The 26,452-nt window shown below is 75.0% G+C and carries 19 protein-coding genes; 14 read left to right on the top strand and 5 right to left on the bottom strand.

The window, feature by feature from the left end; all coding sequences use genetic code 11:
• Positions 1-72 precede the first annotated feature (72 nt).
• The 8 genes from AB0F62_RS03200 to AB0F62_RS03165 all read left to right on the top strand — a co-directional run bounded on the left by AB0F62_RS03200 (position 73) and on the right by AB0F62_RS03165 (position 14,903).
• Entirely contained in the window at positions 73-558 is a 486-nt protein-coding gene (locus AB0F62_RS03200; RefSeq protein ID WP_361792017.1) for a DUF6461 domain-containing protein, read from the top strand.
• Between the two features lie 149 nt (positions 559-707).
• Positions 708-1,829 carry a glycosyltransferase family 1 protein gene (locus AB0F62_RS03195; protein ID WP_361791575.1) on the top strand — a complete coding sequence of 374 codons (1,122 nt, stop codon included), beginning with the start codon at positions 708-710 and terminating at the stop codon, positions 1,827-1,829.
• Entirely contained in the window at positions 1,826-2,992 is a 1,167-nt protein-coding gene (locus AB0F62_RS03190) for a glycosyltransferase (protein ID WP_361791573.1), read from the top strand. The genes AB0F62_RS03195 and AB0F62_RS03190 overlap by 4 nt, the downstream gene beginning before the upstream one ends.
• Positions 2,989-3,990 (top strand): SGNH/GDSL hydrolase family protein, encoded by a 1,002-nt coding sequence (locus AB0F62_RS03185; RefSeq protein ID WP_361791571.1) that lies wholly within the window; start codon positions 2,989-2,991, stop codon positions 3,988-3,990. The genes AB0F62_RS03190 and AB0F62_RS03185 overlap by 4 nt, the downstream gene beginning before the upstream one ends.
• Positions 3,991-3,994: 4 nt before the next feature.
• On the top strand, positions 3,995-7,597 hold the full coding sequence (locus AB0F62_RS03180; RefSeq protein ID WP_361791569.1) for a hydantoinase B/oxoprolinase family protein: 3,603 nt from the start codon (positions 3,995-3,997) through the stop codon (positions 7,595-7,597).
• A gap of 44 nt (positions 7,598-7,641) precedes the next feature.
• Positions 7,642-9,192 (top strand): hypothetical protein, encoded by a 1,551-nt coding sequence (locus tag AB0F62_RS03175; protein ID WP_361791567.1) that lies wholly within the window; start codon positions 7,642-7,644, stop codon positions 9,190-9,192.
• A 40-nt stretch (positions 9,193-9,232) separates the two neighbouring features.
• A complete protein-coding gene (locus tag AB0F62_RS03170; RefSeq protein WP_361791565.1) occupies positions 9,233-10,114 on the top strand; it encodes a hypothetical protein in 882 nt (293 codons plus the stop codon).
• 73 nt (positions 10,115-10,187) lie between these two features.
• Positions 10,188-14,903 (top strand): hypothetical protein, encoded by a 4,716-nt coding sequence (locus tag AB0F62_RS03165; protein WP_361791563.1) that lies wholly within the window; start codon positions 10,188-10,190, stop codon positions 14,901-14,903.
• Between the two features lie 69 nt (positions 14,904-14,972).
• On the opposite strand, the gene AB0F62_RS03160 is transcribed toward AB0F62_RS03165, so the two are convergent.
• The gene (locus AB0F62_RS03160; protein ID WP_361791561.1) at positions 14,973-15,413 is read right to left on the bottom strand and encodes a hypothetical protein; all 441 of its coding nucleotides are present in this window, start codon (positions 15,411-15,413) and stop codon (positions 14,973-14,975) included.
• A gap of 324 nt (positions 15,414-15,737) precedes the next feature.
• Here AB0F62_RS03160 and AB0F62_RS03155 point away from each other — a divergent pair, with 324 nt between their 5' ends.
• The 4 genes from AB0F62_RS03155 (at position 15,738) to AB0F62_RS03140 (ending at position 20,162) form a co-directional block, all read left to right on the top strand.
• Complete coding sequence (locus tag AB0F62_RS03155) at positions 15,738-18,374, top strand: nitrate- and nitrite sensing domain-containing protein (protein WP_361791559.1); 2,637 nt, start codon at positions 15,738-15,740, stop codon at positions 18,372-18,374.
• The gene (locus tag AB0F62_RS03150) at positions 18,371-18,793 is read left to right on the top strand and encodes a roadblock/LC7 domain-containing protein (protein WP_361791557.1); all 423 of its coding nucleotides are present in this window, start codon (positions 18,371-18,373) and stop codon (positions 18,791-18,793) included. The genes AB0F62_RS03155 and AB0F62_RS03150 overlap by 4 nt, the downstream gene beginning before the upstream one ends.
• 10 nt (positions 18,794-18,803) lie before the next feature.
• Positions 18,804-19,196, top strand: coding sequence for a DUF742 domain-containing protein (locus AB0F62_RS03145; RefSeq protein WP_361791555.1), 393 nt, complete (start codon positions 18,804-18,806; stop codon positions 19,194-19,196).
• A 360-nt stretch (positions 19,197-19,556) separates the two neighbouring features.
• The gene (locus AB0F62_RS03140; protein ID WP_361791553.1) at positions 19,557-20,162 is read left to right on the top strand and encodes an ATP/GTP-binding protein; all 606 of its coding nucleotides are present in this window, start codon (positions 19,557-19,559) and stop codon (positions 20,160-20,162) included.
• A 76-nt stretch (positions 20,163-20,238) separates the two neighbouring features.
• Here the strand turns inward: AB0F62_RS03140 and glpK are convergent, their stop codons facing one another.
• From glpK to AB0F62_RS03120, 4 genes are all read right to left on the bottom strand, one after another.
• Positions 20,239-21,795, bottom strand: coding sequence for a glycerol kinase GlpK (glpK, locus tag AB0F62_RS03135; protein ID WP_361791551.1), 1,557 nt, complete (start codon positions 21,793-21,795; stop codon positions 20,239-20,241).
• 7 nt (positions 21,796-21,802) lie between these two features.
• Positions 21,803-22,534 (bottom strand): MIP/aquaporin family protein, encoded by a 732-nt coding sequence (locus tag AB0F62_RS03130; RefSeq protein WP_361791549.1) that lies wholly within the window; start codon positions 22,532-22,534, stop codon positions 21,803-21,805.
• 152 nt (positions 22,535-22,686) lie between these two features.
• On the bottom strand, positions 22,687-23,883 hold the full coding sequence (locus AB0F62_RS03125) for a lipid-transfer protein (protein WP_361791547.1): 1,197 nt from the start codon (positions 23,881-23,883) through the stop codon (positions 22,687-22,689).
• Positions 23,880-24,341, bottom strand: a complete 462-nt coding sequence (locus tag AB0F62_RS03120; protein WP_361791545.1) for a zinc ribbon domain-containing protein — start codon at positions 24,339-24,341, stop codon at positions 23,880-23,882. The genes AB0F62_RS03125 and AB0F62_RS03120 overlap by 4 nt, the downstream gene beginning before the upstream one ends.
• Positions 24,342-24,497: 156 nt before the next feature.
• Between AB0F62_RS03120 and AB0F62_RS03115 the strand changes: the two genes are divergently transcribed.
• Together AB0F62_RS03115 and AB0F62_RS03110 are read left to right on the top strand one after the other, a co-directional pair.
• The gene (locus AB0F62_RS03115) at positions 24,498-25,412 is read left to right on the top strand and encodes an NUDIX domain-containing protein (protein ID WP_361791543.1); all 915 of its coding nucleotides are present in this window, start codon (positions 24,498-24,500) and stop codon (positions 25,410-25,412) included.
• Positions 25,409-26,434, top strand: a complete 1,026-nt coding sequence (locus AB0F62_RS03110) for a molecular chaperone DnaJ (protein WP_361791541.1) — start codon at positions 25,409-25,411, stop codon at positions 26,432-26,434. Before AB0F62_RS03115 ends, AB0F62_RS03110 begins: the two co-directional genes overlap by 4 nt.
• The last annotated feature ends 18 nt before the right edge of the window (positions 26,435-26,452 follow it).

The raw sequence follows: 26,452 nt of genomic DNA, 5'->3' as shown, positions 1-26,452 counted from the left end.
GAGCCTGACCTTCGCCCGCGGCATCCCGCCGCGGGAACTCCTGGAGCGGATGGGCGTGGACGGCCCCCGGCCCTGCTCGGCCGGGACGAACTCGCCGGCACCTACGGCGACCTGCCGTACGCCGACGACGGGTACCTCGTCAGCGCCGGCCGGTCCGGGGAGTGGGCCTCGGCCTGGGAGCACGGCAGTCGGCGTTGCGTCGAGGACGAACGGCCGGTCCTCGACGTCTCGGCGGGGACCCGGGCCCTGGTGCTGCACGCGGACGAGAAGCCGATGGTGGAGTTCCGCTATGCCGAGGACGGGCACCTGGTCACCGGCATCAACACCCTGCCGGGCCTCCACCCGGACCGCTACACCGGCCGCGATCCCCGGCGGTTCACCCCCGCCCCGCGCGCCCTGGGTGCCGTACCGGAGGCCGAGGACCACGGCCCCCTGGGCCCGCGCGGCCTGTTCCACCGCCTCGCCGAAGGACTCGGCGCCGGCCTCCCGCACGCCGACCTGACGGCCGGCCCCGTGCTCGTCGCGCAACTCCCGCCCGGGCCGGCCGACGGCGCCTGACGCCACGCGGCGCGGCGCGACATCCGGGGGAGACCGAGGGGCGCCGCCGCGGCCGGAAGGCCCGATCCGGGGCCAACGCTCACGGCACGTTCCACAAGGAGAAAGATCCACGTGGCCCTGACAACGCCCGGGGAGCCGACAACGTCCCTATGCGAGTAGCCATCGTCACCGAGTCCTTCCCTCCCGACGTCAACGGAGTGGCCCACTGCGCGCTGCGCACGGCCGAGCACCTGGTCCGCAGGGGCCACGAGCCGCTGGTCATCGCGCCCGCGGGTCCGCAGGACGCGACGCCGGGCGACGAGCCGTGCCCCGTCGTGCGCGTCCCGTCGCTGCCCCTGCCCGGTTACCCGCAGGTGCGGGTGGCGCTGCCCGGCCGCAGGACCGCGGCGGCCATCGCCGCCCACCGCGCCGAACTCGTCCACCTCGCCAGCCCGTTCATCCTCGGGGTGCGCGGCATGGCCGCGGCCACCCGGCAGCACATCCCCGCGGTCGCCGTTTACCAGACCGACCTCGCGGGATACGCCCGCACCTACCTGAGCCTCGGCGAGAGCACCGCGTGGCGCCGCATCCGCGCGGTGCACACGGCCGCCGACCGCACGCTCGCCCCGTCCAGCGCGTCCCAGCGCGACCTGGAGGCGCACGGCGTCCCACGCGTGCACCTGTGGCCGCGCGGCGTGGACTCCGTCCGCTTCGACCCGGCCCACCGCGACATGGCGCTGCGCCGCGAACTCGCCCCGAACGGCGAGGTCCTGGTCGGCTACATCGGCCGTCTCGCCCCGGAGAAGCACGTGGAGCTGCTGGCCGGCGCGTCCCGGATGCCCGGGGTGAAGGTGGTCGTCGTCGGCGACGGTCCGAGCGCCCCGGGGCTGCGCGAGGCGCTGCCGGACGCGGTGTTCCTCGGCCGCCGCACCGGGCACGACCTGGCGCGGATCTACGCCTCCCTCGACGTCTTCGTCCACACCGGGCCGTTCGAGACGTTCTGCCAGACCGTCCAGGAGGCGATGGCCAGCGGGCTGCCCGTGATCGCCCCCGCGGCCGGCGGCCCCCTGGACCTCGTCGACCACGGCCGCACCGGGCTGCTGGTGCCGCCCGGCGACATCGACGCCGTCACCGGCGCCGTGCGGCTCCTGGCGGGTGCCCCGGCGATGCGCGACCAGTTCGGCGCCGAGGGGCGCGCCGACGTGGCCGCGCGCACCTGGGAGGCCGTCGGCGACCTGCTGCTGCACCACTACGCGCAGGTCCTCAACGCACGTACGGCGGTTGCCGCATGACCGGCCCGCTGCGCATCGTCCGGCTGGCGAACTTCGTCACGCCCACCTCCGGGGGCCTGCGTACCGCGCTGCGCCACCTTGGCGAGGGCTACCTCGCCGCCGGTCACGACCCCGTCCTGGTCGTTCCGGGACCCGCCGCCCGGGACGAGAGCACCTCCCAGGGCAGGGTCGTCACCCTCCCCGGTCCCCTCGTGGCCGGCACCGGCGGCTACCGCGTGCTGGCCGGCCGGGCGCGGCTGGAGGCGGTGCTGGACGGCCTGCGCCCCGACCGGCTGGAGGTCTCCGACCGCACGACGCTGCGCTGGACCGGGGAGTGGGCGCGCCGCCGCCGGGTGCCGTCCGTCATGGTGTCCCACGAGAGCGTCGACGGGGTGCTGCGCACCTGGGGCGTGCCCGGCCGCCTCGCCCGCAGCGCCGCGGACGGGCTCAACCGGCGCAGTGCGTACGGGTACTCGCGCATCGTCTGCACGACCGCCTGGGCGGCCGCGGAGTTCGAGCGGATCGGGGCCCGCAATGTCGTACGGGCACCGCTCGGCGTCGACCTGGAGGCGTGCCACCCGGCGCACCACGACCCGGAGTTGCGCGCCCGGTACGCGGGCGGCGCCGAGGTGCTGCTGGTGATGTGCTCGCGTCTGTCGCCCGAGAAGCGGCCCGGGCGCGCTCTGGAGGCCCTCGCGCACATGCGGCGGCAGGGCGTGGACGCCGTCCTCGTCGTCGCCGGGGACGGGCCGATGCGCGCCCGTCTGGAGGCGCGGGCCCGGGAGGCCCGGCTGCCGGTCACCTTCCTCGGGCACGTCCCGGTCCGCCGTACCCTCTCCGCCCTCCAGGCCACCGCCGACGTGGTCCTGGCGCCGGGCCCGGTGGAGACGTTCGGCCTGTCCGCCCTGGAGGCCCTCGCCTGCGGCACCCCCGTCGTCGCCAGCGTGCTCTCCGCGCTGCCCGACATCCTCGGTCCGGCCGGCGCCGCGGCCACCGACGACGGCCCCGCGTTCGCCGACGCCGTCGGCCACCTCCTGTCCCGCCCGGAGCGGATGCGCCGGGCCATCGCCCGCGCCCAGGCCGAGCGCTACGGCTGGCCGACCGCCGTGAACGCCTTCCTCGCGGCCCACGACGCCGCGCCGCTGCCGACCGCCTCGCCGACCGCCTCGGAGGTCAGGCCATGACGACGGCGGGCACGGGTACCCCCATCGCCCCCGGACGCGCCAGACCCGCGGCCCGGGTTCCGGCCGGGATCCCGGCCCCGCCGCCGGTCCCATCGTCGGTCCCGGCCGGGGTGCCGGCGCCGCTGCACGCCGGTGCCGCGTCCAACGGCACCGGGGAGATACGTTTCGCCGCGCTCGGCGACTCGCTCACCGCGGGCCTGGGCGACCCCGTCGCCGGCGGATGGCGCGGCTGGGCGGCGCTGCTGGCACCGGGACTGGCCGCCGAGCCCTCGGCGGTGAGCCTGCTCAACTGCTCCCGCAGCGGCGCGCTCACCAAGGACGTCGTCGAGGAGCAGCTCCCGCGGGCCCTGGACCACCGGCCGCACCTGGCCTCGGTGGTCATCGGGGCCAACGACACACTGCGCGGCACCTTCGACATCGAGACGGTGGCCCGCCGGCTGGACGCCGTCGTGGGTGAACTGCGCGCCCACGACGCGCAGGTGCTCACCGCCTGCCTGCCGGACCCGGGACGCATGCTCGGCCTGCCCTGGCCGCTCGCGCGTCCGCTGGGCCGCCGGATGGCCGCGCTGAACCAGGTCGTGCACGCCCTGTCCGAGCGGTACGGAGCCGTGCACCTGCACGCCGCCCGCCATCCGTGGGTGGCCGACCGCGCCGCCTGGAGCGCCGACCGGCTGCACCCCAGCGAGCTGGGGCACCGGTTGCTGGCACGGGAGTTCCACGACCTCCTGGCCACCCGGGGCCTGTCGGACGGCGAACCGCCGTCCACGACCCCCGGCGGGCCCGGACCGGGCGCGGCGGCGAGCGTCCGGTGGATGGCGACCAAGGGCACCCGCTGGGTCGCCGACCGCTGCACCGATCTGCTGCCCGATCTGCTGCGGCTCGCCGGCCGGGAGACCAGGCACCGGCTGGCCGGCACCGACGGCCTGCTGGACCTGCGCTCCCGCGACGCCACCGCCCGCGCGCTGGCCCGCCTGGAGGGGACGTCCCTGGGACAATGAGGACGTGACCGGACGCTGGGAGTTCTGGATCGACCGGGGCGGCACCTTCACCGACATCGTCGCCAGACGGCCCGACGGCCGCCTGGAGACCTGCAAACTGCTCTCCCACGACCCCGGGCGCTACCGGGACGCCCCCGTCGAGGGCATCCGCCGCATGCTGGGCCTGGGCCCCGGCGAACCGATCCCCGCCGACCGGATCTCCGCCGTCAAGATGGGCACCACGGTCGCCACCAACGCCCTCCTGGAGCGCAAGGGGGAGCCGACCGTCCTCGTCGTCACCGAGGGCTTCCGCGACGCGCTGCGCATCGCCTACCAGAACCGCCCCCGGCTCTTCGACCGCCGGATCGTCCTTCCCGAGGCGCTCTACGACCGTGTCATCGAGGTCGCCGAACGCATCGACGCGCACGGCGACGTCGTACGCCCCCTCGATCCGTCCGCCGTCGGCGCCGCCCTGCGCGAGGCACGCCGGGACGGCCTGACCGGCGTCGCCGTGGTCCTGCTCCACGGCTACCGCCACCCCGCCCACGAGCGGGCCGTCGCAGGGGCGGCCCGGGAGGCCGGGTTCGCCCAGATCAGCTGCTCCCACGAGGTCAGCCCGCTGATCAAGCTCATCCCACGCGGCGACACCACCGTGGTGGACGCCTATCTGTCGCCGATCCTGCGCCGCTACGTCGACGAGGTGGCCGCCGAGCTGCGCGGCGTCCGGCTGATGTTCATGCAGTCCAACGGCGGTCTCCGCGAGGCAGGCCACTTCCGGGGCAAGGACGCCGTGCTGTCCGGCCCGGCCGGGGGAGTGGTCGGCATGGCGCGCGCGTCGCGGCAGGCCGGCTTCGACCGGGTCGTCGGCTTCGACATGGGCGGCACGTCCACCGACGTCTCCCACTGGGCGGGCGAACCGGAACGGGTCCTCGGCACGCAGCTCGCGGGCGTGCGGATGCGGGCGCCCATGATGAACATCCACACGGTGGCGGCCGGCGGCGGCTCCGTCCTCCACTTCGACGGGCAGCGCTATCGCGTCGGCCCCGACTCCGCGGGCGCGGACCCGGGCCCTGCCTGCTACCGACGGGGCGGCCCGCTCACCGTCACCGACGCCAATGTGATGCTCGGACGCGTCCAGGCGGCGCACTTCCCGGCCGTCTTCGGCCCGGACGGCGACCAGCCGCTGGACACCGAGGCCGTCAGCGCCGCCTTCGCGCGGCTCGCCGACGAGGCAGCCGCCGCGACCGGCGACCGCCGCACCCCGGAGGAGGTCGCCGCGGGCTTCCTGGAGATCGCCGTCCTGAACATGGCCAACGCCGTCAAGAAGATCTCCGTGCAGCGCGGCCGCGACATCACGCGTTACGCGCTCACCAGCTTCGGCGGAGCCGGCGGCCAGCACGCCTGCGCGGTCGCCGACGCCCTGTCCGTCGACACCGTCGTCGTCCCCCCGCTGGCCGGAGTGCTGTCCGCGTACGGGATCGGCCTGGCGGACGCCACCGCCATGCGGGAGCGCTCCGTGGAGACCGCGCTCACCGAGGGGGACCTTCCCGGCCTGCGGGCGGTCCGCGACGAGCTCGAGGGCCTGGCCCGAGCGCAACTGCGCGAGGACGGAGTCCCCGACACCACGGTCCGGACCGTCACGCGCGTCCACATCCGCTACGCCGGCACCGATGCCGCGCTGCCGGTGCCGATGGGGACGGTCGCCGGGATGCGCGAGGCGTTCACCGCCGACCACCGCGCGCGGTACGCCTTCACCATGGACAAGCCCCTGGTCGCCGAGGCCGTCTCCGTCGAGGCGATCGGCGCCGCGGGGCCCCCGGGACGGCACTTCGTGGAGCTGCCGCCCCGCGAGGGCGCCCTGCGCCCGGCCGCCGAGGTGACGCTGTACGCGGAGGGCCGGTGGCAGGACAGCCCCCTGTTCCGCAGGGACGGGATGCGTCCGGGCGACACCGTGGAGGGGCCCGCCGTCATCGCGGAGGCCGACGCGACGACCGTCGTCGACCCCGGCTGGCGGGCCGCGGTGGGCGAGCACGGCCACCTCCTGCTCACCCGGGCGCGGCCGCGGCCCGGCAGGGTGGCGGTCGGCACCGAGGCCGACCCCGTGATGCTGGAGATCTTCAACAACCTCTTCATGTCGATCGCCGAGCAGATGGGCGTCCGCCTGGAGAACACCGCCCACTCCGTCAACATCAAGGAGCGCCTGGACTTCTCCTGCGCGCTCTTCGACCCCGAGGGCAACCTCATCGCCAACGCCCCCCACATCCCCGTCCATCTGGGCTCCATGGGCGAGTCCATCAAGGAGGTGCTGCGGCGCAACGAGGGAACCCTGCGCCCTGGCGACGCCTACGCCGTCAACGACCCCTACCACGGCGGCACCCACCTGCCCGACGTCACGGTCGTCACCCCCGTCTTCGACGACGAGGGGCGGTCGCTGCTCTTCCTCGTCGCCTCGCGCGGCCACCACGCGGAGATCGGCGGCCTCACACCGGGCTCCATGCCCGCCTTCAGCCGCACGGTGCACGAGGAGGGCGTCCTGTTCGACAACTGGCTCCTGGTCCGCGACGGCCGGCTGCGCGAGGACGAGACCCGCGCCCTGCTCACCGGCGCCCCGTACCCCTCGCGCGACCCGGACACCAACATCGCCGACCTGCGCGCCCAGATCGCCGCCAACGAGAAGGGCATCGCCGAGCTGCGCCGCATGACCCGGCAGTTCGGCCTCGACGTCGTCCACGCCTACATGGGGCACGTGCAGGACAACGCCGAGGAGTCCGTCCGGCGCATCATCGCCGGGCTGGGCGACGGCGAGCGCGCCTACGAGACCGACAACGGCGCGGTCATCCGCGTCGCCGTCCGCGTCGACCGCGAGGCGCGCTCCGCCGTCCTGGACTTCACCGGCACCTCGCCGCAGCAGGAGGGCAACTTCAACGCCCCCCGGTCGGTGGTCATGGCCGCCGTGCTCTACGTCTTCCGGACCCTCGTCGCCGACGACATCCCGCTCAACAGCGGCTGCCTGAAACCCCTGGACGTCCGCATCCCCGACGGCTCGATGCTGGCGCCGGAGTACCCGGCCGCGACCGTCGCCGGGAACGTCGAGACCTCCCAGGCCGTCACGGGGGCCCTGTACGCCGCCCTCGGCGTGCAGGCCGAGGGGTCGGGCACCATGAACAACGTCACCTTCGGCAACGACCGCGTGCAGTACTACGAGACGGTCGCCGGCGGCTCCGGCGCGGGGGACGGCTTCGACGGCGCCGACGCCGTCCAGACCCACATGACCAACTCCCGGCTCACCGACCCCGAGATCCTCGAGTGGCGCTACCCCGTCCGCGTCGACGGCTTCGCCGTCCGCGACGACAGCGGCGGCCCGGGCCGCTGGCACGGGGGCAGCGGCGCCGTCCGCCGCATCCGGTTCCTGGAGCCCATGACCGTGGCCCTGCTCTCCGGCCACCGGCGGGTCGCCCCGTACGGCCTCGCCGGCGGCGGGCCCGGCGCGCTCGGGGAGAACCGGATCGAGCGGGCCGACGGCACCGTGACCCCGCTCGGCGGGGTCGACTCCGCCGACGTCGGCCCCGGTGACGTCCTGGTGGTGGCGACACCGGGCGGGGGCGGCTACGGGGCCGCCGGCACCTGAGCCGCCGGTGCGCCGGGGCCGCCCGGGCCGCGCCGTTTGGGCCGATGTCGGTGCGACCGCCTAGTCTGTGCGTCGTGACCACGACCGTTCCGCACCAGCTCAGCGGCGGTGTCCGGCCCGCGCCGGGCCCGGCCGCCGACGAGGGCCTGGCCCGCCGGCTCAAGGCCCTGGCCTGCACCGCGCCGCTGCACGACCTGGACGCGCGCAAGGCCAACCTCGCGGGCGAGTACTCGGTGTACGCGATGGCGGAGGTGGCCCTGGCCGCCATCGACCTGGTCACGCTCAACATGGACTTCGACACCGGCGCCGACCACGACCAGATAATCGCCCGGCTGCTGCCCCGCATCGCCGCCCAGGCCCCGGCCCGGCCCGTCGCCGAGCACGAGCGCGTGGGCCGCTGGGTCCTGGAGAACCTGATCAACGTCGGCAGCGTCGACCGCGGTTTCCGCGCGGTCTACGGCACTTTCGGATCCGACGGGGCATATGTCCGCCGTGACTACGACTTCAAGCTGATCGAGGAGGTCCCGGGCCGCGACGGCACGGTCTATCTGCGCACCACCGACGAGGCCGTCAACGTGCTCGTCGGCGCCCTCGACACCGACGTGACCAGCGCCCAGATCGCCGCCGAGGTGAAGCTCGAGGTGCTGATCAACCGCGGCCGTCTCGCCGACGCGCAGCTCGCCGCCGAGCAGGCCCGGTACCGCACGGTGCAGTACGCCGAGACGCTGCGCCGCGCCCTGGACGCCACCCGCCGCAACGTCCGGGCCGTCGACTGGCTCCGTACCGTCCCCGACATGATCGCCGAGGCGCTCGACCACGTCGCCGACCGCTACCGGCACGAGAACGCCATCCTCACCAACATCCGCAAGGCCAGGGACGAGTCCGAGGAGCAGGAGCACAAGCGGCGCGCCGCCGAGCTCGTCGACATCGTCAAGGACTGCATCCGCCGCCACACCCAGCTGCAGTCGCGGCTGCTGGAGGCCGGCCCGATCTTCCGCGCCGAGCAGGACCGGCAGGCCTTCGCCGCGCCGCGCGGCAGCGCGCTCGTCGGCATGCTCGACCTGTACGGGCAACTGGTCGCGCCCGTCCTGCCGCTCCCGGTCGAGCAGGCCACCCGCGTCACCGACGCCTGGTTCTCCCGCGGCACGGGATTCCGCACCCCCGTCTCCGTCCGCGTCACGGACCTGGTGGACGCCCTGCTCACCCCGCCGCTGGAGCGCGAGCACCTCGGTGCCGAGATGCCCGAGCCCGACCTCGTGGCCACACCGGACGACAGCCGGTTCAGCGAGGAGCAGCTCGAGACCGCCCTGGAACTCCTCGACCTCCCACACGACGCCCCCCGCCGGCTGTCCGGGCTGCTCGCCGAGGCCCGCCGCCTCGATCCGGAACTGCCCTACCTGGTCGCCCTGCTGGCGGTGCACGCGGCCAGCCCGCCGGTCGGCACCGCCTACCGGCAGGGCGAGGAGCGGCTGCTGTTCGCCGTGGACGACGGCACCGAACTGGACGACCCCGAGTTCGGCGGCGCCGACCTGATCGTCGGCACCGCCCGGCTGGACGCCGCCGGGATGGCCGCGGAGCGGTCGGAGGCGGCGTGACCATGAGCGAACCGACCATCCGTACCCAGGAGACGACCCCGTGACCGACCACCGCGACGGCGAGAGCGCGCAGCCGACCGCAGCGGCCCCCGGCCCGGCGGTCCTCACCCCCGGCGACGCGGCGGACGCCGCCCGCCTCGTCGCCTTCGGGCTCCAGCCGAAGCTGCTGCCGGCACGTGACGCCGAGTACGCCGAGCTGATCCGCCGCCACCGTGAGGACCCGTTCTTCGCGCGCCTGGCCGACGCCGTCGCCGCCGGCCTCGGCCTGGTCGTGCTGGAGGTGTCGCCGCGGGCCGGCATGGCGCTCGCCGCCGCCGAGGACTCGGTCTTCGCCGTCCGCATGGGCGACTACTCGCGCCGCGCCGCCTCCGACGCGGGCGACCGCTTCCTGCACGGCCTGGCCCATCTCGCCACCGCCGCCATGGCGTTCCCCCGTCCCGAGGACCTCGCCGACGACGGGTACATCGGCCGGGTCACCGTCAACGGCATCGACGGCTTCCTCCGCCAGGCCTGCCGCCGCCTGGAGGAACGCGCGGAGGAGCAGGGCGAGAACACCGACCCGGCCAGCGACGCCCCCGGACTCGAGGCCGCCTGGCGGGTCTACGTTCGCCGCAGTTCCACCGGCGCCACCAAGGACGCCCGGCGGCTGGCGGGCTCCACCACCGGCATCGTGGGCAAGGCCGTCTCCTTCCTCGTCGACTCCGGCTTCCTGCAGCGCACGGGCGACGAGTCGGGCGGCACGTACCGCACCACCGCCCGCTACCAGCTCCAGGTGCGCGACATGGCGGGCAGCGCCGCCATGGCCGAGCTCCTCGACCTGGGCATCGTGCCCCGGGCCGGCGACTCGGCGGCGCTCCTGCCGCCGGAGGAGGGCGACGACCTCGACCTCGTGGCCGGTGCCGGCCTGCCCTTCCACTCCTGACCGGGCCCGGTCCCCCGACCGCCTGGATCCACCCGATCGTCCCGACCACAGACCACCACCACGAGAGCCCTCCATGTACGAGCTGTCCCGGGTCCGCCTCTACTCCATCGGGCCTGCCGGCGCGCGCTACGCCGACACCGTGCTGGACCTGCGGGGAGTCGGCGAGCCCGTGCCGCAACCGGCCCCCGCCCAGGCGGAGTTCTTCGAGGACGAGCCGACCGGCCCACCGCGCCGCCCGGCGCCGGCCGGCGTGCTGTTCCTGGAGAACGGCGGCGGCAAGTCCGTCCTGCTCAAGCTGATCTTCTCGGTCATGCTGCCCGGTCACCGCAACACCCTGGGCGGCGCGAGCTCCGGAGTGCTCCGCAAGTTCCTGCTCGCCGACGACTGCGGCCATGTCGCCCTGGAGTGGCAGCACACCGTCACCGGCGAACTGGTCGTCGTCGGCAAGGTCAGCGAGTGGCGCGGACGCCAGGTGTCCTCCGACCCCCGCAAGTTCGCGGAGGCCTGGTACTCCTTCCGGCCAGGCCCCGGGCTCAGCCTGGACTCGCTGCCGGTCGCCGAGTCGACCGCCGTGCGGCCGTCCGCCGAGGGCACCTCGGGCGCCCGCGGCCGCCGTCGCACGATGAAGGGCTTCCGCGACGCCGTGACCGACGCCGGACGCTACTACCCGCACCTGGAAGTGATGTGGGAGGAGATCCACGACCGCTGGAACGAGCACCTCGGAGAACTCGGCCTCGACCCCGAACTCTTCCGCTACCAGAGGGAGATGAACGCCGACGAGGGCGAGGCGGCCGGCCTGTTCGCGGTGAAGAAGGACTCCGACTTCACCGACCTGCTGCTGCGCGCGGTCACCGACACCCGTGACACCGACGGCCTCGCCGACCTCGTGCAGGGCTTCGCGGGCAAGCTCGGCCGCCGCGCCGAGCTCACCGCGGAACGGGACTTCACCGCGGGCTCCCTGGAGCTCCTCGGCCGCATCGTCGACACCACCGCCGCCCGCGACCGGGCACGCGGCGTCCACGCCCAGTCCGAGCGCCGTACCCGGGGCCTGGCCCGCAGGCTGTCCGCACGCGCCCGCGAGGAGCGCGGCCGGGCCGCCGAGCTCGCCCAGGAGACGGCCCGCGCCGCGCACACCGTCACCGACGCCGAGGCCGCCCGCGGTCGCAGCGCCCTCGTGGCCGCCGAACTCGCCTACCGGCACGCCTCGCTGGCCCTGGCCGTCGGCGAGAAGAGCGCCACCGTGCTGCGCCGCGAGCTCAACGACGCCCGTACGCTGCAGTCGGCCTGGCATGCGGCGGAGATCGTGCTCCGGCACCGCGCCGCCGCCGACCGGCTGGCCCGGGTCACCGCCGCCATCCGCGAGGCCGAACGGGACGCCGCACCCGCCCTCGCCGCCCGTACCAAGGCCGCGGGCGACCTCGTCCGTGCCCTGCGGGCCGCCGCGGACACCGCCGACGAGCGCGCGGACGCGGAGGAGGAGCGCTCCGCGGAGCTCCAGGCGCGGTCCGAGGCCGCACACCGCGACGCCACCGCCGCCGCGACCGAGGCGCAGCGGGCCCGCAGCGAGTCCGGGCACCTCGCCCAGCGGCTGACCGAGGTCGAGCAGGAGACCGCCGAGGCGGTCCGGGCAGGCTGGCTGGACGACTCCGCCCCCGACGCCGATCCGGCCCGCGCCGCCCTGGAGGCCTCCGACGCCGAGAAGGCCGCCGCCACCGCCGCGGAGGCCGCCCGCGATGCCGCCCGCCGGGCCGGGGACCGGGCCCGCGAGGCGGCCGCCGCCGAATCGCGTGCCGAACTGTCGGCCGCCCGCGCGGCCGACGCCCTCGCGGCCGCCGAGGCCGCCCATGCCGCCGAGTCGCGCGTCGCGGACGCCCTCGCGGCGGAGCCTCGCCTGGCCGAACTGCTCAGCCTGCTGCCCGCGGAGGCCCCCGGGACCGCGCTCGGGACCGGCCCCGCGCCCGACGCCGCGGGCGACCGCGCCCCCGCGATCCCCGCGCAGACCTCCGCGGCCCGGCGGAGCACCCCCGGGGCCGGTCGCCGGCCCGCCGAGCAGGGCCCGCTGACCGCGGCCGAACTCGACGGCTTCGCCGAACCGCTGCAGGAGATGCTGGACGGCGCGGTGGCCTCCGCCGAACGGCAGCTCTTCGACCTGCGCACCGCCGCCGCGGACGACGCCCGCATCCTGGCCGCGCTCGGCGACGGCGGACTGCTGCCGCCCGGCCCCGACGTCCTCGCCACCGTCGAGTACCTGGGCGAGCACGGCATTCCCGCGCTCCCCGGCTGGCGCTACCTCGCGCAGGCCGTCGACCCCGCCGACCACGCCGCCGTGCTCGCCGCCCGCCCGGAGCTCGTGGACGGCGTGGTCGTCACCGACCCCCAGAGCTACACACGGGCCCGCGAGGCGCTGGCCCAGGCGGCGCTGCTGCCCCGGTCGACCGTCGCGGTCGGTACCTCCGCCGCGCTGCTCGCCCCGCCGCCCCCGGCCGGTGCCGGGACCGAGCTCTTCCTCGTCCCGCCGAACCCGGCCATGCACGACGAACTGGCCGCCGACGGAGAGCGCCGGGCGCTGCGTGCCCGCGCGACCGCCCGCGAGGAGGACATCCGCGGGCTCGCGGCCCGTCTGACCGAGGACCGCACCCTGGCCGCCCGGCTCTCCTCGTGGCGCTCGGGCTGCCCGAGCGGCCGGCTCGAGGAGCTCGCCGAGGCGGTGGAGACCGCGCGCGGCACCGCCGGCGCCGCGCGCGAGGAACTCGCCGAGGCCCGCGCCGTACGGGTGGAGGCCGACGAGGCGGCCGCGGAGGCGACCGCCCTGCGCGACGAGCGACAGGAGGTGGCGCAGCAGGCCCGCCGGGCGGCCGACGCGCTGGCCGGTCTCGCCTTCCGGCTGCGGGAGCGGGCCAACTGGCAGCGCAGGACGCGCGAACTCGCCGAGGACGCCGTCGAGGCCGAGACCCGCGCCGAGGCGTGTCTGACCCTGGCCCGCGCCGCCGACGAGGACCGCCGCGCCGCCCAGCGCGCCGCCGACGACGCCCGCCGTACCGCCCGTGTGCTGCGCGCCGAGCGCTCGGAGATCACCGGCGCCCCCGACGGGGCGGAGGACGACGACACCGCGGGCGAGCCCGCCGGCTCGCTGCCCGCCCTGCGCGAGGCCTACCGCGCCGCCTCCCAGGTGTACGAGAAGGTGGGCGTCGGCGCCGACCTGCGGGCCGAGCAGGCCCGGGCCGAGAGCACCGAGCAGTCCGCGCTCGCGGAGCTGGAGCGCCTCACCAACAAGGTCCGCACCCGCGCCGCGCAGTTGCTCGAGGGACCGGACGGCGCCGACGGACCGGCCCGCCAGGCCGCGGCCGCCCGCGCCGAACAGCTGGTGGCGACCCTCGACTCCCGTGCCTCCGCGGCCAGCGAGCAGCTCGGCCGGCTGCGCGGCGAGGCCGAGCGGCACTCCCCGGCGGACGGCGCGGCGCATACCGGGCTCCCCGAGGAGCTGGAGCCCCGCGATGCCGAGCACGCCCAGGAGCTGTTGCGGGGCGCCAACGCCGAACTCGCGGCCCGTACCGACGCGCTGGGCGCCGCCCGCGAGGGCCACGGCGATCTCGTGCGGGCACACCGCGCCGCCGAGGACGCGGCGACCGGCTTCGACGAACTCGCCGCCCTGCTGCGGGACCTGCTCCGCGACGGCGACCGGCAGCCTGAGGACGGCGAGGAGGAGCCCGAGCCGCACTCCGGCTCCCTGGAGGAGGCCCGGACGGCCGCCGCCGAGGCCCGCCGGAGCCTGCGCGGCTGTGCCGCGGACCTGTCGGCCGCCGAGTCGCAGCTGCGCGAGGCCTGCGACGTCCTCGTACGCCACGCCAACGCGGCCCGGTACGAGCAGGTGCGGACCCCGGCCCGGCAGCAGATCCGCGAGCTGCCCGCCTCCGCGCTGCCCGAGCACGCGGCGGCCTGGCACACGGCCTTCGCACCGCGGCTGCGCGTCCTGACCGACGAGCTGGAGCAGCTCGAACGCAACCGCGACAGCATCGTCGACCGGCTGCGCGGCCTGGTGGAGTCCTCGCTGACCACCCTGCGGTCGGCCCAGCGGCTGTCCCGTCTGCCCGAGGGGCTGGGGGAGTGGTCGGGCCAGGAATTCCTGCGCATCCGCTTCGACGACCCCGACCACGCGGTCCTCGACGAGCGCCTCGGCGAGGTGATCGACGAGGCCACCCGGGCGGCCGTCCGCAAGAACTCCGACCTGCGCCGGGACGGCATGTCGCTGCTGCTGCGCGGGGTCGGGGCCGCCCTCGAACCCAGGGGCGTCGCCGTCGAGATCCTCAAGCCGGACGCCGTGCTGCGCGCCGAGCGCGTCCCCGTCGGGCAGATGGGCGACGTCTTCTCCGGCGGGCAGCTGCTGACCGCGGCCATCGCGCTGTACTGCACCATGGCCGCGCTGCGCAGCAACGACCGGGGCCGGGACCGGCACCGGCACGCGGGCACCCTCTTCCTCGACAACCCGATCGGCCGCGCCAACGCCACGTATCTGCTGGAGCTGCAACGGGCCGTCGCCGACGCGCTGGGCGTCCAGCTGATCTACACCACGGGCCTGTTCGACACCACGGCGCTCGCCGAGTTCCCGCTGGTGGTACGGCTGCGCAATGACGCCGACCTGCGGGCGGGCCTGAAGTACATCAGCGTCGAAGAGCACCTGCGCCCCGGACTCCCTGTCCGGGACCCCGAGTCGGAGCCGGTGCACGGCGAGATCACGGCGACGCGCATGTTCCGCCGCCCGGCGGACCAGCCGGCCGCGCAGGGCGGCTGACCGCCGGGAACCGGGACGTCGGGCGGCCGTACGGGAACCGGGACGTCACGCCCTGCGGGCGCCGCGTCCTCAGGCCGTACGGGCGCCGGTACCGGAGAGCCGCCGGCTCCGGGCGGCGCCACGGGCTTCCGCGCGGGCCCGGCGCCGCTCCCGCCTGCGCTCCCGGCGCAGTCGGCGGGCCGCGCTGCTCGGGCTGGACACCACGCCGTTGCGCTGGTTCCACACCTGACGGGTGATCCACACGTCCAGCACCGCCCAGGTGGCGGCGACGGTGAAGGCCACGGCGGTGAGCGTCGCGGGCGCGGCCAGCCAGGACTGACCGGCCGCCCCGAGCGTGGCGATCACCGCCGCGATCAAGGTCAGTGACACGATGAGCACGGCGCGCACGGCCGCCCGGCGAACCGGATCGGGCATGCGCGGCCGCCCGACGGGCTCCTCGACCCACAACGGCCGCCGGCCCTTGCGCGCCGGGATGTCGCGATCCAGTGCGTCCTCGACAAGGTCGTCCATGAAATCCGCTCCCCTGCGGGATACCGGTGATGCGATGCCGGATCCCCGATGTCCGACTCCAGAGTGGCTGCCCGGTTTCCGCCGATGAATGCCCTCCGCATTCCGGAACGCCCCTCCCCCGGGGAAACACGAACGGCGGGCCCGCGAAGTTCCCTGTGCGCTGCATTTCGGCCAGCCGGGGGCCCTGTTCATCCGTACGAAACGGGTCGTCCCGGGGCAAGGGCGGAAGGCGGGCTTTCGGTTTGGTCATCCGGCAGTAGTAGGCTCGCGCCGTTTGCAGTCGGAACACGACAGCCCTTGACCGGGTTTGACGTTGGGGAGGCCATGCGCTTTCGCGGTACGACGATCCGGCGGAAGATCGTGGCACTGCTGCTCATTCCGCTGGTGTCCCTCACGGCCATCTGGGCCTTCGCCGCGACTCTGACCGGACGTCAGGTCTGGGGTCTCTTCGGCGTCGAGCAGACCGTCAACGGAGTCGGCTACCCCGTCGAGGACGGCATCCAGGCGCTCCAGCAGGAACGCCGTACCGCCATGCTCTACTTGGCCGATCCCCGACGGTCCGACGCCCGCGGCAACCTGCTGGCCCGCGAGCGCGAGACGGACAAGGTGATCGCCCGGCTCCGCATCAACGCGGCCTCCGGCGCCAACCGGGAGCGGCTGAGCCCTGACGCGCTGCGCCGACTCGACCTCGTGGTGCGCGAGTTCGGCGGCCTGGAGTCCCTCCGCGACAAGGTCGGCAAGGGAACGATCAGCCGCGACGAGGCCTTCCGCTCCTACAGCGGCCTCTTCCACTCGGCCTACGCCTTCCTCGACTCGCTCAACCCGCTCAACAACGTCGCCATCGACAAGCAGGGCCGGGCCCTCATCCAGGTCACCCGGGCCCGCGAGGCGATCAGCCAGGAGGACGCCCTCATGGTGGCGGCCATCACGGCCGGCCACATGAGCCGGGCGGAGATGCGGTCCTTCACCTTCGCCGTCGCCGAGCAGCGCGCCTACTACGCGGACAACCTGCCGTTGCTGACCGACGACGAGCGCGCCATCTACGACGCCTACTGGCGCGGACCCTCGGGCCGTGCCCTGCGCGCCGCCGAGGACGCGGTCATCGACGCCGGCGCGTCCGGCGCGCCCCGGGCGGCCGACCGCGCGTCCTGGCAGTCGACCGCCACCACCGCCCTCGCCGACCTCGACCACATGGGCACCCAGGCCGGCGACCTGCACAAGAAGCGCGCCGAGCCGATCGCCATGCGGCTGGTCGCGATCGCCGCGGCCGCCGGCGGCCTCGGCCTGATCGCGGTCGTCGCCTCCGTCATCGTCTCCATACGCATCGGCCGCAGCCTGATCCGCGACCTGTCCCGGCTCCGCAAGGAGGCGCAGGAAGTCTCCGGCACGCGCCTGCCGCGCGTCATGCGCCGTCTCGCCGCCGGCGAGGAGGTCGACGTCGAGACCGAGGCACCCCGCCTGGACTACCCGGACGACGAGGTGGGCCAGGTCGGCAAGGCCGTCAACACCCTTCAGCGGGCGGCCGTCGAGGCCGCGGTGCGCCAGTCCGAGATGCGCCGCGGCGTCTCCGAGGTCTTCGTCAACCTCGCCCGGCGCAGCCAGGTGCTGCTGCACCGGCAGCTCACCCTGCTGGACGCGATGGAGCGGCGCACCGAGGACCCGCAGGAACTCGCCGACCTGTTCCGCCTCGACCACATGACCACCCGTATGCGCCGCCACGCCGAGGGCCTGGTCATCCTCTCCGGCGCCGTGCCGTCCCGGCAGTGGCGCAAGCCGGTGCAGCTGATGGACGTCGTCCGGGCCGCCGTCGCCGAGGTCGAGGACTACGAACGCGTCGACGTCCGCCGGCTGCCCCGCCTCGCCGTCACCGGTCAGGCCGTCGCCGACCTCACGCACCTCGTCGCCGAGCTGATCGAGAACGCCACCGTCTTCTCGCCCCCGCACACCGGCGTCCAGGTGCACGGCGAGTCGGTCGCCAACGGCTTCGTCCTGGAGATCGACGACCGGGGCCTCGGCCTCACCCCCGACGCCCTGTTCGAGGCGAACCTCCGCCTCGCGGAGACCCCCGAGTTCGAGCTCTCCGACACCGACCGGCTCGGCCTGTTCGTGGTCAGCCGGCTCGCCCAGCGCCAAGGCGTGCGCGTCTCCCTGCGCCCGTCCCCGTACGGCGGCACCACGGCGGTCGTCTTCGTCCCGGCGACGCTCCTCACCGAGCCCGGCGAAGACGCGGACGAGGACGGCGGGGCCGCCGGGGCCGACGCGGACGCCGAGCCGCCGGCCGAGCGGGACGAGCCGAGGCTCGCCCCCATGTCGGCCGCCACCGAGCACAGCTTCCGCCAGTGGGGCCTGGCCCCGGAGCCGGACGACGAGCCGCGCGAGCACCGCCCGCACGTGACCGAGCCCGACGGCCCGCGGGCGCTGCCCGTCGCGCGGAGCGCGGCCCCGTCCGCGGCCGACGCCCCGGCACCGGCCGACGGGCCCACGATCCTGCCGCGCCGCCGCCGTACCCCCGTGCTGGTCGCCGAGAACGGCCGGCCGGTGAGCGAGGCGCCCGGGACCGAGAGGCCCGAACCCGAGCCCGAGCCCGATCCCGCGTCCGGGCGCGTGCCCGGGCCCGTTTCCGGGCCCGCTTCCGGGTCCGACGAGCCCGTCGCCGCCGGGCTGCCCCGCCGGGTGCGTCAGGCCAGTCTCGCGCCGCAGTTGCGGAGCGACTCCACCACCCAGACCCGTGCGGCCGCCTCCGGCGACGCCGGCGACGACGGAGGGCGCGAGCGCTCCCCTGAGGAGGTGCGCGACCGCATGGCCTCCCTGCAGCGGGGATGGGTGCGCGGCCGCGCGGACAGTGCCGACGACAGCGACGGCACCGACGACGTTCGCCCCGCCGACCGCACGGGAGACACCCCGGCGGAGCGGAAGGGCGACAGCGCAACCAGATCCACCACGGAGGGGAACGGTCCATGACCGCACCATCGAGCCCGACCCGCGAGCTCAGCTGGCTACTCGACGAACTGGTCGGCCGCGTGGCCAGCATCCGCAAGGCGCTGGTGCTCTCCAGCGACGGACTCGCCACCGGCGCGTCCGAGGGCCTCACTCGTGAGGACGCCGAGCACCTCGCCGCCGTCGCCTCCGGCTTCCACAGCCTCGCCAAGGGCGTCGGACGGCACTTCGAGGCGGGCAAGGTCCGGCAGACGCTCGTGGAGCTGGACGAGGCCTTCCTGTTCGTCACCGCCGCCGGAGACGGCAGCTGCCTCGCCGTGCTCGCCGACGCGGACTCCGACGTCGGCCAGGTCGCGTACGAGATGGCGCTGCTGGTCAAGCGCGTCGGCGTCCACCTCGCGACCGCCCCGCGGACCGACGACGACGCGGCGCAGGCGGTGTGACGAGGGCGTCATGACTTCCGAAGCGGACCGCTGGTACGACGACGACGCCGGGCCCGTGGTGCGGCCCTACGCCATGACGCGCGGCCGTACCAGCCACGCCGCGGAAGGCCGGCTCGACCTGATCGCCCTGGTGATCGCCGAGTCGCGCAGCGCGGACACCGATGCCGACGCCGACCGCACCCTGTCGCCCGAGCACCTCGACATCGTCGAGCTCTGCCGGGAGCAGCCGATGTCGGTCGCCGAGCTGGCGGCCGACCTGGACCTGCCCGTGGGCGTCGTCCGGGTGCTGATCGGCGACGTCCTGGAGGCCGGACTGGTGCACATCACCCGGCCCGTGCCGCCCGCGGAGCTGCCCAACGCGGGGCTGCTGCGCGACGTGATCGACGGCCTGCGCGCGCTCTGAGCCCGCGCGGTGCCGGGTCGTCCCACGCTTCCCCGCCCCGGCCCCGGCCGGTACGGGAGGCCGGGCGGCCCGGCAGCGCCCGCTCCGCCGTCCCGGCGGCCGGCGACGCGCCGCGGGACCGGGCCGAGCCGCATCCGCGGCGGCGGGTCCCGGCCGCCACCGGGGACGGCCTGAGGGTGCGCCAGGAGCGCCTCCCGGGCCGCCGGGTGAGCCCGCGGGCGTGTAACGCCTCGGGGACCGCTGGTAGTTGTGCGGTCCGATCGTAGTAATGTTCCACTGCCACAGCTGATCGCCCGATGCAGTCCTTAGGACCCAGGATGCCTCTGACCTGTGTAAACGGCACGACCGGAGGAGTGAGCCATGGCCTTCGGACGCTCTGAACGCCGGCTTTCCGTCGTCGAGCCCGTCACGCTGAAGATCCTGGTGGCGGGTGGCTTCGGCGTCGGCAAGACCACGCTCGTCGGCGCGGTGAGCGAGATCCGCCCGCTGCGCACCGAGGAGACGCTCAGCGAGGTCGGCCGCCCCGTCGACGACACGGCCGGGGTGGAGGGCAAGCGCACCACCACCGTGGCCATGGACTTCGGGCGGATCACCCTCCGCGACGACCTCGTGCTCTACCTGTTCGGCACGCCGGGGCAGGACCGCTTCTGGTTCCTGTGGGACGAGCTGGCGCAGGGTGCGCTGGGCGCGGTCGTCCTCGCGGACACCCGGCGCCTGGAGGACTGCTTCTCCGCGGTCGACTACTTCGAGCGCCGCGGGATCCCCTTCGCCGTGGCCGTCAACGTCTTCGACGACGCCGAACGGCACCCCGCCGAGACCGTGCGCGACGCACTGGACCTGGACCCCGAAGTGCCGCTGGTGATGTGCGACGCGCGCGACCGCGCCTCGGCCAAGAAGGTGCTCATCACCGTGGTGGAGCACGCGGCCCAGGTGGCGGGCGACCGGCGGGCGGCCGCGGCCAACTGAGCCGCGCGGCACGGGCGGCTCGAGGGCGAGGTCCGGTGGCGGGGTCCGATGGCGAGGTTCGGACGGCGGGGGCGGATCAGCCCTCGGCGGCCGGCTCGGCGCCGTCGTCCTCGTCCTCGTCCTGCCAGCCGAAGCTCCGCTCGACCGCCTTCTTCCAGCGGCGGTAGCCCTTCTCCCGGGTCTTCTCGTCCATCTGCGGCTGCCACTCGGCGTCCTTCTGCCAGTGCGCCTTGAGCGTGTCCAGGCCGTCCCACACACCGGTGGCGAGCCCGGCCGCGTAGGCCGCCCCCAGCGCCGTGGTCTCCGAGATCCGCGGTCGTACCACCGGTACGCCCAGGACGTCGGCCTGGTGCTGCATCAGCAGGTTGTTGGCCGTCATGCCGCCGTCGACCTTGAGCCCGGTGATGTGCACCCCGGAGTCCTGGTACATGGCGTCGACCACCTCGCGGGTCTGCCAGCTGGTCGCCTCCAGCACCGCCCGCGCCAGGTGCGCCTTGGTGACGTACCGGGTGAGGCCGGTGATCACGCCGCGCGCGTCGGAGCGCCAGTACGGGGCGAAGAGGCCGGAGAAGGCGGGGACGATGTACGCGCCGCCGTTGTCCGGCACGCTCGCCGCGAGCGGCTCGATCTCGTCCGCCGACGTGATGATGCCGAGGCTGTCGCGGAACCACTGCACCAGGGCGCCGGTGATCGCGATCGACCCCTCCAGGCAGTAGACCGGCGCCTCCCCGCCCAGCCGGTAGCCCATCGTGGTGAGCAGGCCGTTCTTCGACGGGACGGGCCGGTTGCCGGTGTTGAGCAGCAGGAAGCTGCCCGTCCCGTAGGTGTTCTTGGCGTCGCCCGTCTCGTAGCAGGCCTGCCCGAAGATCGCGGCCTGCTGGTCGCCGAGGGCCGAGGCCACGGGCACGCCGCCGAGCTGGCCGACCGCCGTGCCGTACACCTCGGAGGAGGAGCGGATCTCCGGGAGGAGGGCCTCGGGGACGTTCATCGCGGCGAGGATCGCCGGGTCCCACTCCAGGGACTCCAGGTTCATCAGCATCGTGCGGCTCGCGTTGGTGACGTCCGTGACGTGGACGCCGCCCTCCGTGCCGCCGGTGAGGTTCCAGATCAGCCAGGAGTCCATGGTGCCGAAGGCGATCTCGCCGTTCTCCGCGCGGCGCCGCAGCCCCGGCACGTTGTCCAGCAGCCAGGCCGCCTTGGGACCGGAGAAGTAGCTGGCCAGCGGCAGCCCGGTGGACTCGCGGAAGCGGTCCTGGCCGTCCTGGCCGCCGAGCCGCTCGCACAGGGCGGCGGTCCGGGTGTCCTGCCACACGATCGCGTTGTGCACCGGGCGGCCGGTGGCGCGGTCCCACAGCACGGTGGTCTCGCGCTGGTTGGTGATGCCGAGCGCGCTGAGCTGGTCCGCGCGCAGCCGGGCCTTGGCGAGCGCGCCCGCCACCACGGCCTGGACCTTGGACCAGATCTCGGTGGCGTCGTGCTCCACCCAGCCCGGCTTGGGGAAGATCTGGCGGTGCTCGCGCTGGTCGAGCGCCACGATCGACCCCTCGGAGTCGAAGATGATGCAACGGCTGGAGGTCGTTCCCTGGTCGATGGCGGCCACGTATCGCGTGGCCTGGTCGGACGTTTCGGTCATGACCGCCTCACTTGAACGCTGCGTTGTAGAGGAGACCGGACAGTGCGCCGCCGATCAGCGGGCCGGCCACCGGGATCCAGGCGTACGCCCAGTCCGAGGTGCCCTTGAACGGGATCGGCAGGACGGAGTGGACGATGCGCGGCCCGAGGTCGCGGGCGGGGTTGATGGCGTAGCCGGTGGGGCCGCCCAGCGACAACCCGATGCCGGTCACGAGCAGGGCCACGATCAGAGTGCCGGTTCCGGTCTCGCCGAGGCCCTTGCTGAGGCCGAAGGCCAGGATCGGCAGGACGAGACCCATGGTGGCGATGGCCTCGGTGATGAGGTTCTGCCACCAGACGCGGATCTCCGGGATGGTGGAGAAGACGGCGAGAGTCGGCTGGCGGGTCTCCTCCGTGGCGTTCGCCGCGAACTGGCCGTAGTACACCAGCCAGCACAGGACGGCGCCCAGCATCGCGCCGATGATCTGCCCGGCGAGATAGAACGGCACCTGGTTCCACTTGCCCGAGCTGATGGCGACGCCGAAGGTCACGGCGGGGTTCAGCTGCCCGCCGGACAGCGGGCCCGCGGTGTACGCGCCGGCCAGGACGGCGAAGCCCCAGCCGAAAGAGATGACGATCCACCCGGATGCCCGAGCCTTGGAGTGATGGAGGAGTACCCCGGCCACCACGCCGGCGCCGAACAGGATCAGGATCGCCGTCCCGATGATCTCGCCGACAAAGACGTCTCCGTTGGAATACATGACGGCTCCTTCGCGCGGGCGCACGTGTCGGGCATGCGCCGCCAGAGAGTTCGCACGGAGACACGAGTGCGGAGGGTCCCGCCTCCCACCCGGCTTCCGCGCCACCCGGCAGTGTTGTCCCGGGGTGATGGAGCGTCAAGGTATCGGACAGATCACCTGATTACGACCACCGACGAGCCGTGCCCGAACAGGCCCTGGTTCGCCGTCACCCCCACGCGGGCCCCGGCGACCTGCCGGGACCCCGCACGGCCGCGCAACTGCCGGGTCAGTTCGCACACCTGGGCGAGCCCCTGGGCGGGCACCGCCTCCCCGAACGAGGAAAGGCCGCCGCTGGGATTGACCGGAATCCGCCCCCCGATGGCCGTACCGCCCTCGCGCAGGAGCTTCACCGCCCCGCCCGGCGGGCACAGGCCGAGATCCTCGTACCAGTCCAGCTCCAGCGCCGTCGACAGGTCGTAGACCTCCGCGACGTCCAGGTCCTCCGGGCCGATGCCCGCCTCCTCGTACGCCGCGCGGGCGATCGCCGCCCGGAAGCCCCCGGTGGGCTCCCCGGGTGCGGCGGCGAGGGCGGAGTCGGTGGCGATGTCCGGGAGGTCGGGCACCGTCCGCGGATAGCGCGGGGTGACGGTGGACACCGCGCGGATCCGCACCGGATCGGACGCCCCGCGGCGCCGGGCGAAGTCCAGGCTCGACAGGACCAGGGCGGCGCCGCCGTCGGACGTGGCGCAGATGTCGAGCAGCCGCAGCGGGTCGGCGACGACCGGGGAGGCGGCCACCTCCGCCGCCGTGACCGGTTTCCGGTAGCGGGCGAGCGGGTTGGCGGCACCCGCGGCCGCGTTCTTCACCTTGACCTGGGCGAAGTCCTCGGGCGTGTCCCCGTGCAGGGCCATGCGGCGGCGCGCGAAGAGCCCGAAGTAGGCGGGGTTGGCGGCGCCGAGCACACGGAAGCGCAGCCAGTCCGGATCGTCGGGCCGCTCTCCCCCGGCGGGCGCGAAGAAGCCCTTGGGGGCCGCGTCCGCGCCGACGACCAGGGCGGTGTCCACCATGCCGGCGAGGATCTGCGCGCGGGCGGCGTCGACGGCCTGCGCTCCGGAGGCGCAGGCGGCGTACACGCTGGCCACGCGGGAGCCCTGCCAGCCCAGCGCCTGGGCGAACGCCGCCCCCGCGACGTAGCCGGGGTAGCCGCCGCGCACGGTGCCCGCGCCGACGACCAGCCCGATGTCCCGCCACTCCAGTCCCGCGTCGGCGAGCGCCGCGCGGGCCGCCACGACCCCGTAGCGCGTGAAGGGGTGGCCCCACTTGCCCCAGGGATGCATGCCGGCACCGAGCACGGCCACGTCGCGGCTCATCGTGCGCCCCCGACGGGCCGCCAGTGCCAGGTGGTCCAGGTGTGCTCCGCGTCCTCGTGGAGCACACCGGGTACCAGTTCGACCTCCATGCCGACCGCCAGGTCGGCGACACCCGTTCCGGGCGCGGCCTGTCCCAGCACGATCATGCGCTCCGCCGTCAGTTCCACCGCCACCAGGGCGAACGGCTCCCAGGGGCGCCCGGCGTCGGAGGCGTACGGGGCGGGGGGACGGTACCGGGCGTCGGTGTACGACCAGACCGTGCCCCGCCCGGACAGCGGGACCTCCTCCAGGGCCTCGCCGGCGCCGTCGCAGGCCGGGTTGCGGCAGGCGTGGTCCTCGCGGGGGAAGAAGATCGCGCCGCAGTCGCGGCAGCGGGTGCCGAGCAGCCGGAAGCCCCCCTCGTCCGCCGGGTCGGCGGTGAACCAGCCCGCCACCACGGGTTTGCGCTCCCGCGCCATGTGCGCCCCCTGCCTGCCGTAGGTGACGGATCGTCAGAAGTGTGCCATGGGCGGTCCGTGCGGCGAAACAGGGTGGACGCTGTCGGTGCCCGGTGCTAAGTTCTTCTCGTATCGAGAAATACTCGAAGTGAGAACAACTGGCAGGGGTGGCGCACGATGGCAGACCGGCAGGGTGAGGACGCCTTCCTCGCCGCCTATGACCCGCGTGCCTTCGAGCCCATCGCCGTGACCGTCGACGTCGTCGCCCTGACGCTCCGCCAAGGCGCGTTGCACGTGCTGCTGGTGCGTCGCGGCGGACCGCCGTACGAGGGCGCCTGGGCGCTGCCCGGCGGCTTCGTCCAGGCCGGCCGCGAGTCCCTGGACGAGGCCGCGGCCCGCGAACTGGCCGAGGAGACCGGGCTCGACGCGGCGCGCGGCCTGGGCCGCGTCCACCTCGAACAGCTCGGCTCCTACGGCCGCCCCGACCGCGACCCGCGTATGCACGTCGTCTCCGTCGCCTACCTCGCCTTCGCCCCGGACCTCCCGGAGGCGAAAGCCGGCAGCGACGCCGCGGCGGCCGAGTGGGTCCCCGTCGAGGCGCCGGCACAGAGGGGGAAACCGGACGCCGCCACGGCGCGTCCCATGGAGCAGGACCGGCCGGCCGGGGCCCACGGGGGTGGTTCCGGCCGCCGGTCCGGCCAGGCGCGGGGCATCGACGCCGCTACGGACGCCGGTCTTGCCTCGGACCTCGCCTCGGACCTCGCCTTCGACCACGGCACGATCCTCGCCGAGGCCCTCGACCGGGCCCGCGCCAAGATCGAGTACACCCCGCTGGCCACCGCCTTCCTCGGCGAGGAGTTCACCATCACCGAGCTCCGCTCGGTCTACGAGGCGGTCTGGGGTCGCACCCTGCACGCCGGGAACTTCCACCGCAAGGTCCTGTCGGTGCCGGGCTTCGTCGAGTCCACGGGCACCACCGCGGGCCGCGGCGGCTCCAAGGGCGGCCCCCGGGCCCGCCTCTACCGCGCCGGCGACGCCCGCCTCCTGCACCCCGCACTGCTCCGCCCCGACCGTGAGGACAGTGTCCGATGACCGCGACGACGCGCCCCGCGTCCGCACCGCGTGCCCGCACCTTCGACGAGGCCCTGGCCGCCCTCGGCCGGCCCTTCCCGGCCGACCCAGGCGAGGCCGCCCGGCACTACCGCAGACTCGCCCGGCTGCTCCACCCCGACACCGCCCCGCCCGGCCGCGCGGACGAGGCCGAGGCCGCCTTCGTCCGCCTCGCCACCCTGTGGCGACGGCGGACGGGCGACGGGCCGACCCTGACCACCGCCCGGGGCGCGTACCCGCTGGGGCCCGTCCTCGCCGAGGGTGACCTGGCCGTGCTGCGCGCCGGCGGGCCGGACACCGTACTGAAGATTCCGCGGCGGCCGGCCGACAACGACCTGATGGAGCGGGAGGCCGACGCCCTCACCCGGCTGCACACCGTTGCCGACGCCCGGCACCGCGCCTACGCCCCCCGCCTGGCCGAATCCTTCCGTCACCGCGGCCCCGACGGCACCGAACGCCGCGTCAACGCGCTCCAGCGGCTGCGCGGCTTCCACACCCTCGCCGAGGTCCGCGCCCTCCACCCCGGCGGCCTCGACCCGCGCGACGCCGCCTGGATGTGGCGCCGGCTGCTGGTCGCCTTGGGCTGGGCGCACCGGGCAGGGGTCGTCCATGGCGCCGTCCTGCCCGAGCACGTCCTCATCCACCCCGCACAGCACGGCCTCGTACTGGTCGACTGGTGCTACGCCACCGAACGCGGCGCGTCCGTCCCCGCCCTCGTGGAGCGGCACCGCGCCCTCTATCCGCCCGAGGTCACCGGCCGGCGCCCCGCCACCGAGGCCACCGACATCCACCTCGCCTCCCGCTGCGTCGAGCAGCTGATGGGGGATCGCGCGCCGCGTCCACTGCGTGCCTTCCTCCGCGGCTGCACGCTCCCGGCGGAGTCCCGCCGCCCGCACGACGCGTGGCGGCTCCTCGCGGAGCTGGACGAGGTCCTGGAGCGCCTCTACGGCCCGCGCACCTTCCGCCCGTTCACCATGCCGGGCAGCGGAAACCGACACATATGACACGCCTGCACCTGACAC

The sequence above is a fragment of the Streptomyces sp. NPDC026673 genome (genome assembly GCF_040638135.1).
Taxonomy (GTDB): Bacteria; Actinomycetota; Actinomycetes; order Streptomycetales; family Streptomycetaceae; genus Actinacidiphila.
Note: the sequence above shows the minus strand (reverse complement) of the source record. Positions and strands in the feature narration are given on the sequence as shown.

What these genes read in the sequence shown, in the direction of transcription:
- AB0F62_RS03195 (WP_361791575.1), top strand. Translation starts at nt 708, where the DNA reads ATGCGAGTAGCCATCGTCACCGAGTCCTTCCCTCCCGACGTCAACGGA.
- AB0F62_RS03190 (WP_361791573.1), top strand. Translation starts at nt 1,826, where the DNA reads ATGACCGGCCCGCTGCGCATCGTCCGGCTGGCGAACTTCGTCACGCCC.
- AB0F62_RS03185 (WP_361791571.1), top strand. Translation starts at nt 2,989, where the DNA reads ATGACGACGGCGGGCACGGGTACCCCCATCGCCCCCGGACGCGCCAGA.
- AB0F62_RS03175 (WP_361791567.1), top strand. Translation starts at nt 7,642, where the DNA reads ATGTCGGTGCGACCGCCTAGTCTGTGCGTCGTGACCACGACCGTTCCG.
- AB0F62_RS03165 (WP_361791563.1), top strand. Translation starts at nt 10,188, where the DNA reads ATGTACGAGCTGTCCCGGGTCCGCCTCTACTCCATCGGGCCTGCCGGC.
- AB0F62_RS03160 (WP_361791561.1), bottom strand. Translation starts at nt 15,413, where the DNA reads ATGGACGACCTTGTCGAGGACGCACTGGATCGCGACATCCCGGCGCGC.
- AB0F62_RS03155 (WP_361791559.1), top strand. Translation starts at nt 15,738, where the DNA reads ATGCGCTTTCGCGGTACGACGATCCGGCGGAAGATCGTGGCACTGCTG.
- AB0F62_RS03150 (WP_361791557.1), top strand. Translation starts at nt 18,371, where the DNA reads ATGACCGCACCATCGAGCCCGACCCGCGAGCTCAGCTGGCTACTCGAC.
- AB0F62_RS03145 (WP_361791555.1), top strand. Translation starts at nt 18,804, where the DNA reads ATGACTTCCGAAGCGGACCGCTGGTACGACGACGACGCCGGGCCCGTG.
- AB0F62_RS03140 (WP_361791553.1), top strand. Translation starts at nt 19,557, where the DNA reads ATGGCCTTCGGACGCTCTGAACGCCGGCTTTCCGTCGTCGAGCCCGTC.
- glpK (WP_361791551.1), bottom strand. Translation starts at nt 21,795, where the DNA reads ATGACCGAAACGTCCGACCAGGCCACGCGATACGTGGCCGCCATCGAC.
- AB0F62_RS03130 (WP_361791549.1), bottom strand. Translation starts at nt 22,534, where the DNA reads ATGTATTCCAACGGAGACGTCTTTGTCGGCGAGATCATCGGGACGGCG.
- AB0F62_RS03125 (WP_361791547.1), bottom strand. Translation starts at nt 23,883, where the DNA reads ATGAGCCGCGACGTGGCCGTGCTCGGTGCCGGCATGCATCCCTGGGGC.
- AB0F62_RS03120 (WP_361791545.1), bottom strand. Translation starts at nt 24,341, where the DNA reads ATGGCGCGGGAGCGCAAACCCGTGGTGGCGGGCTGGTTCACCGCCGAC.
- AB0F62_RS03115 (WP_361791543.1), top strand. Translation starts at nt 24,498, where the DNA reads ATGGCAGACCGGCAGGGTGAGGACGCCTTCCTCGCCGCCTATGACCCG.
- AB0F62_RS03110 (WP_361791541.1), top strand. Translation starts at nt 25,409, where the DNA reads ATGACCGCGACGACGCGCCCCGCGTCCGCACCGCGTGCCCGCACCTTC.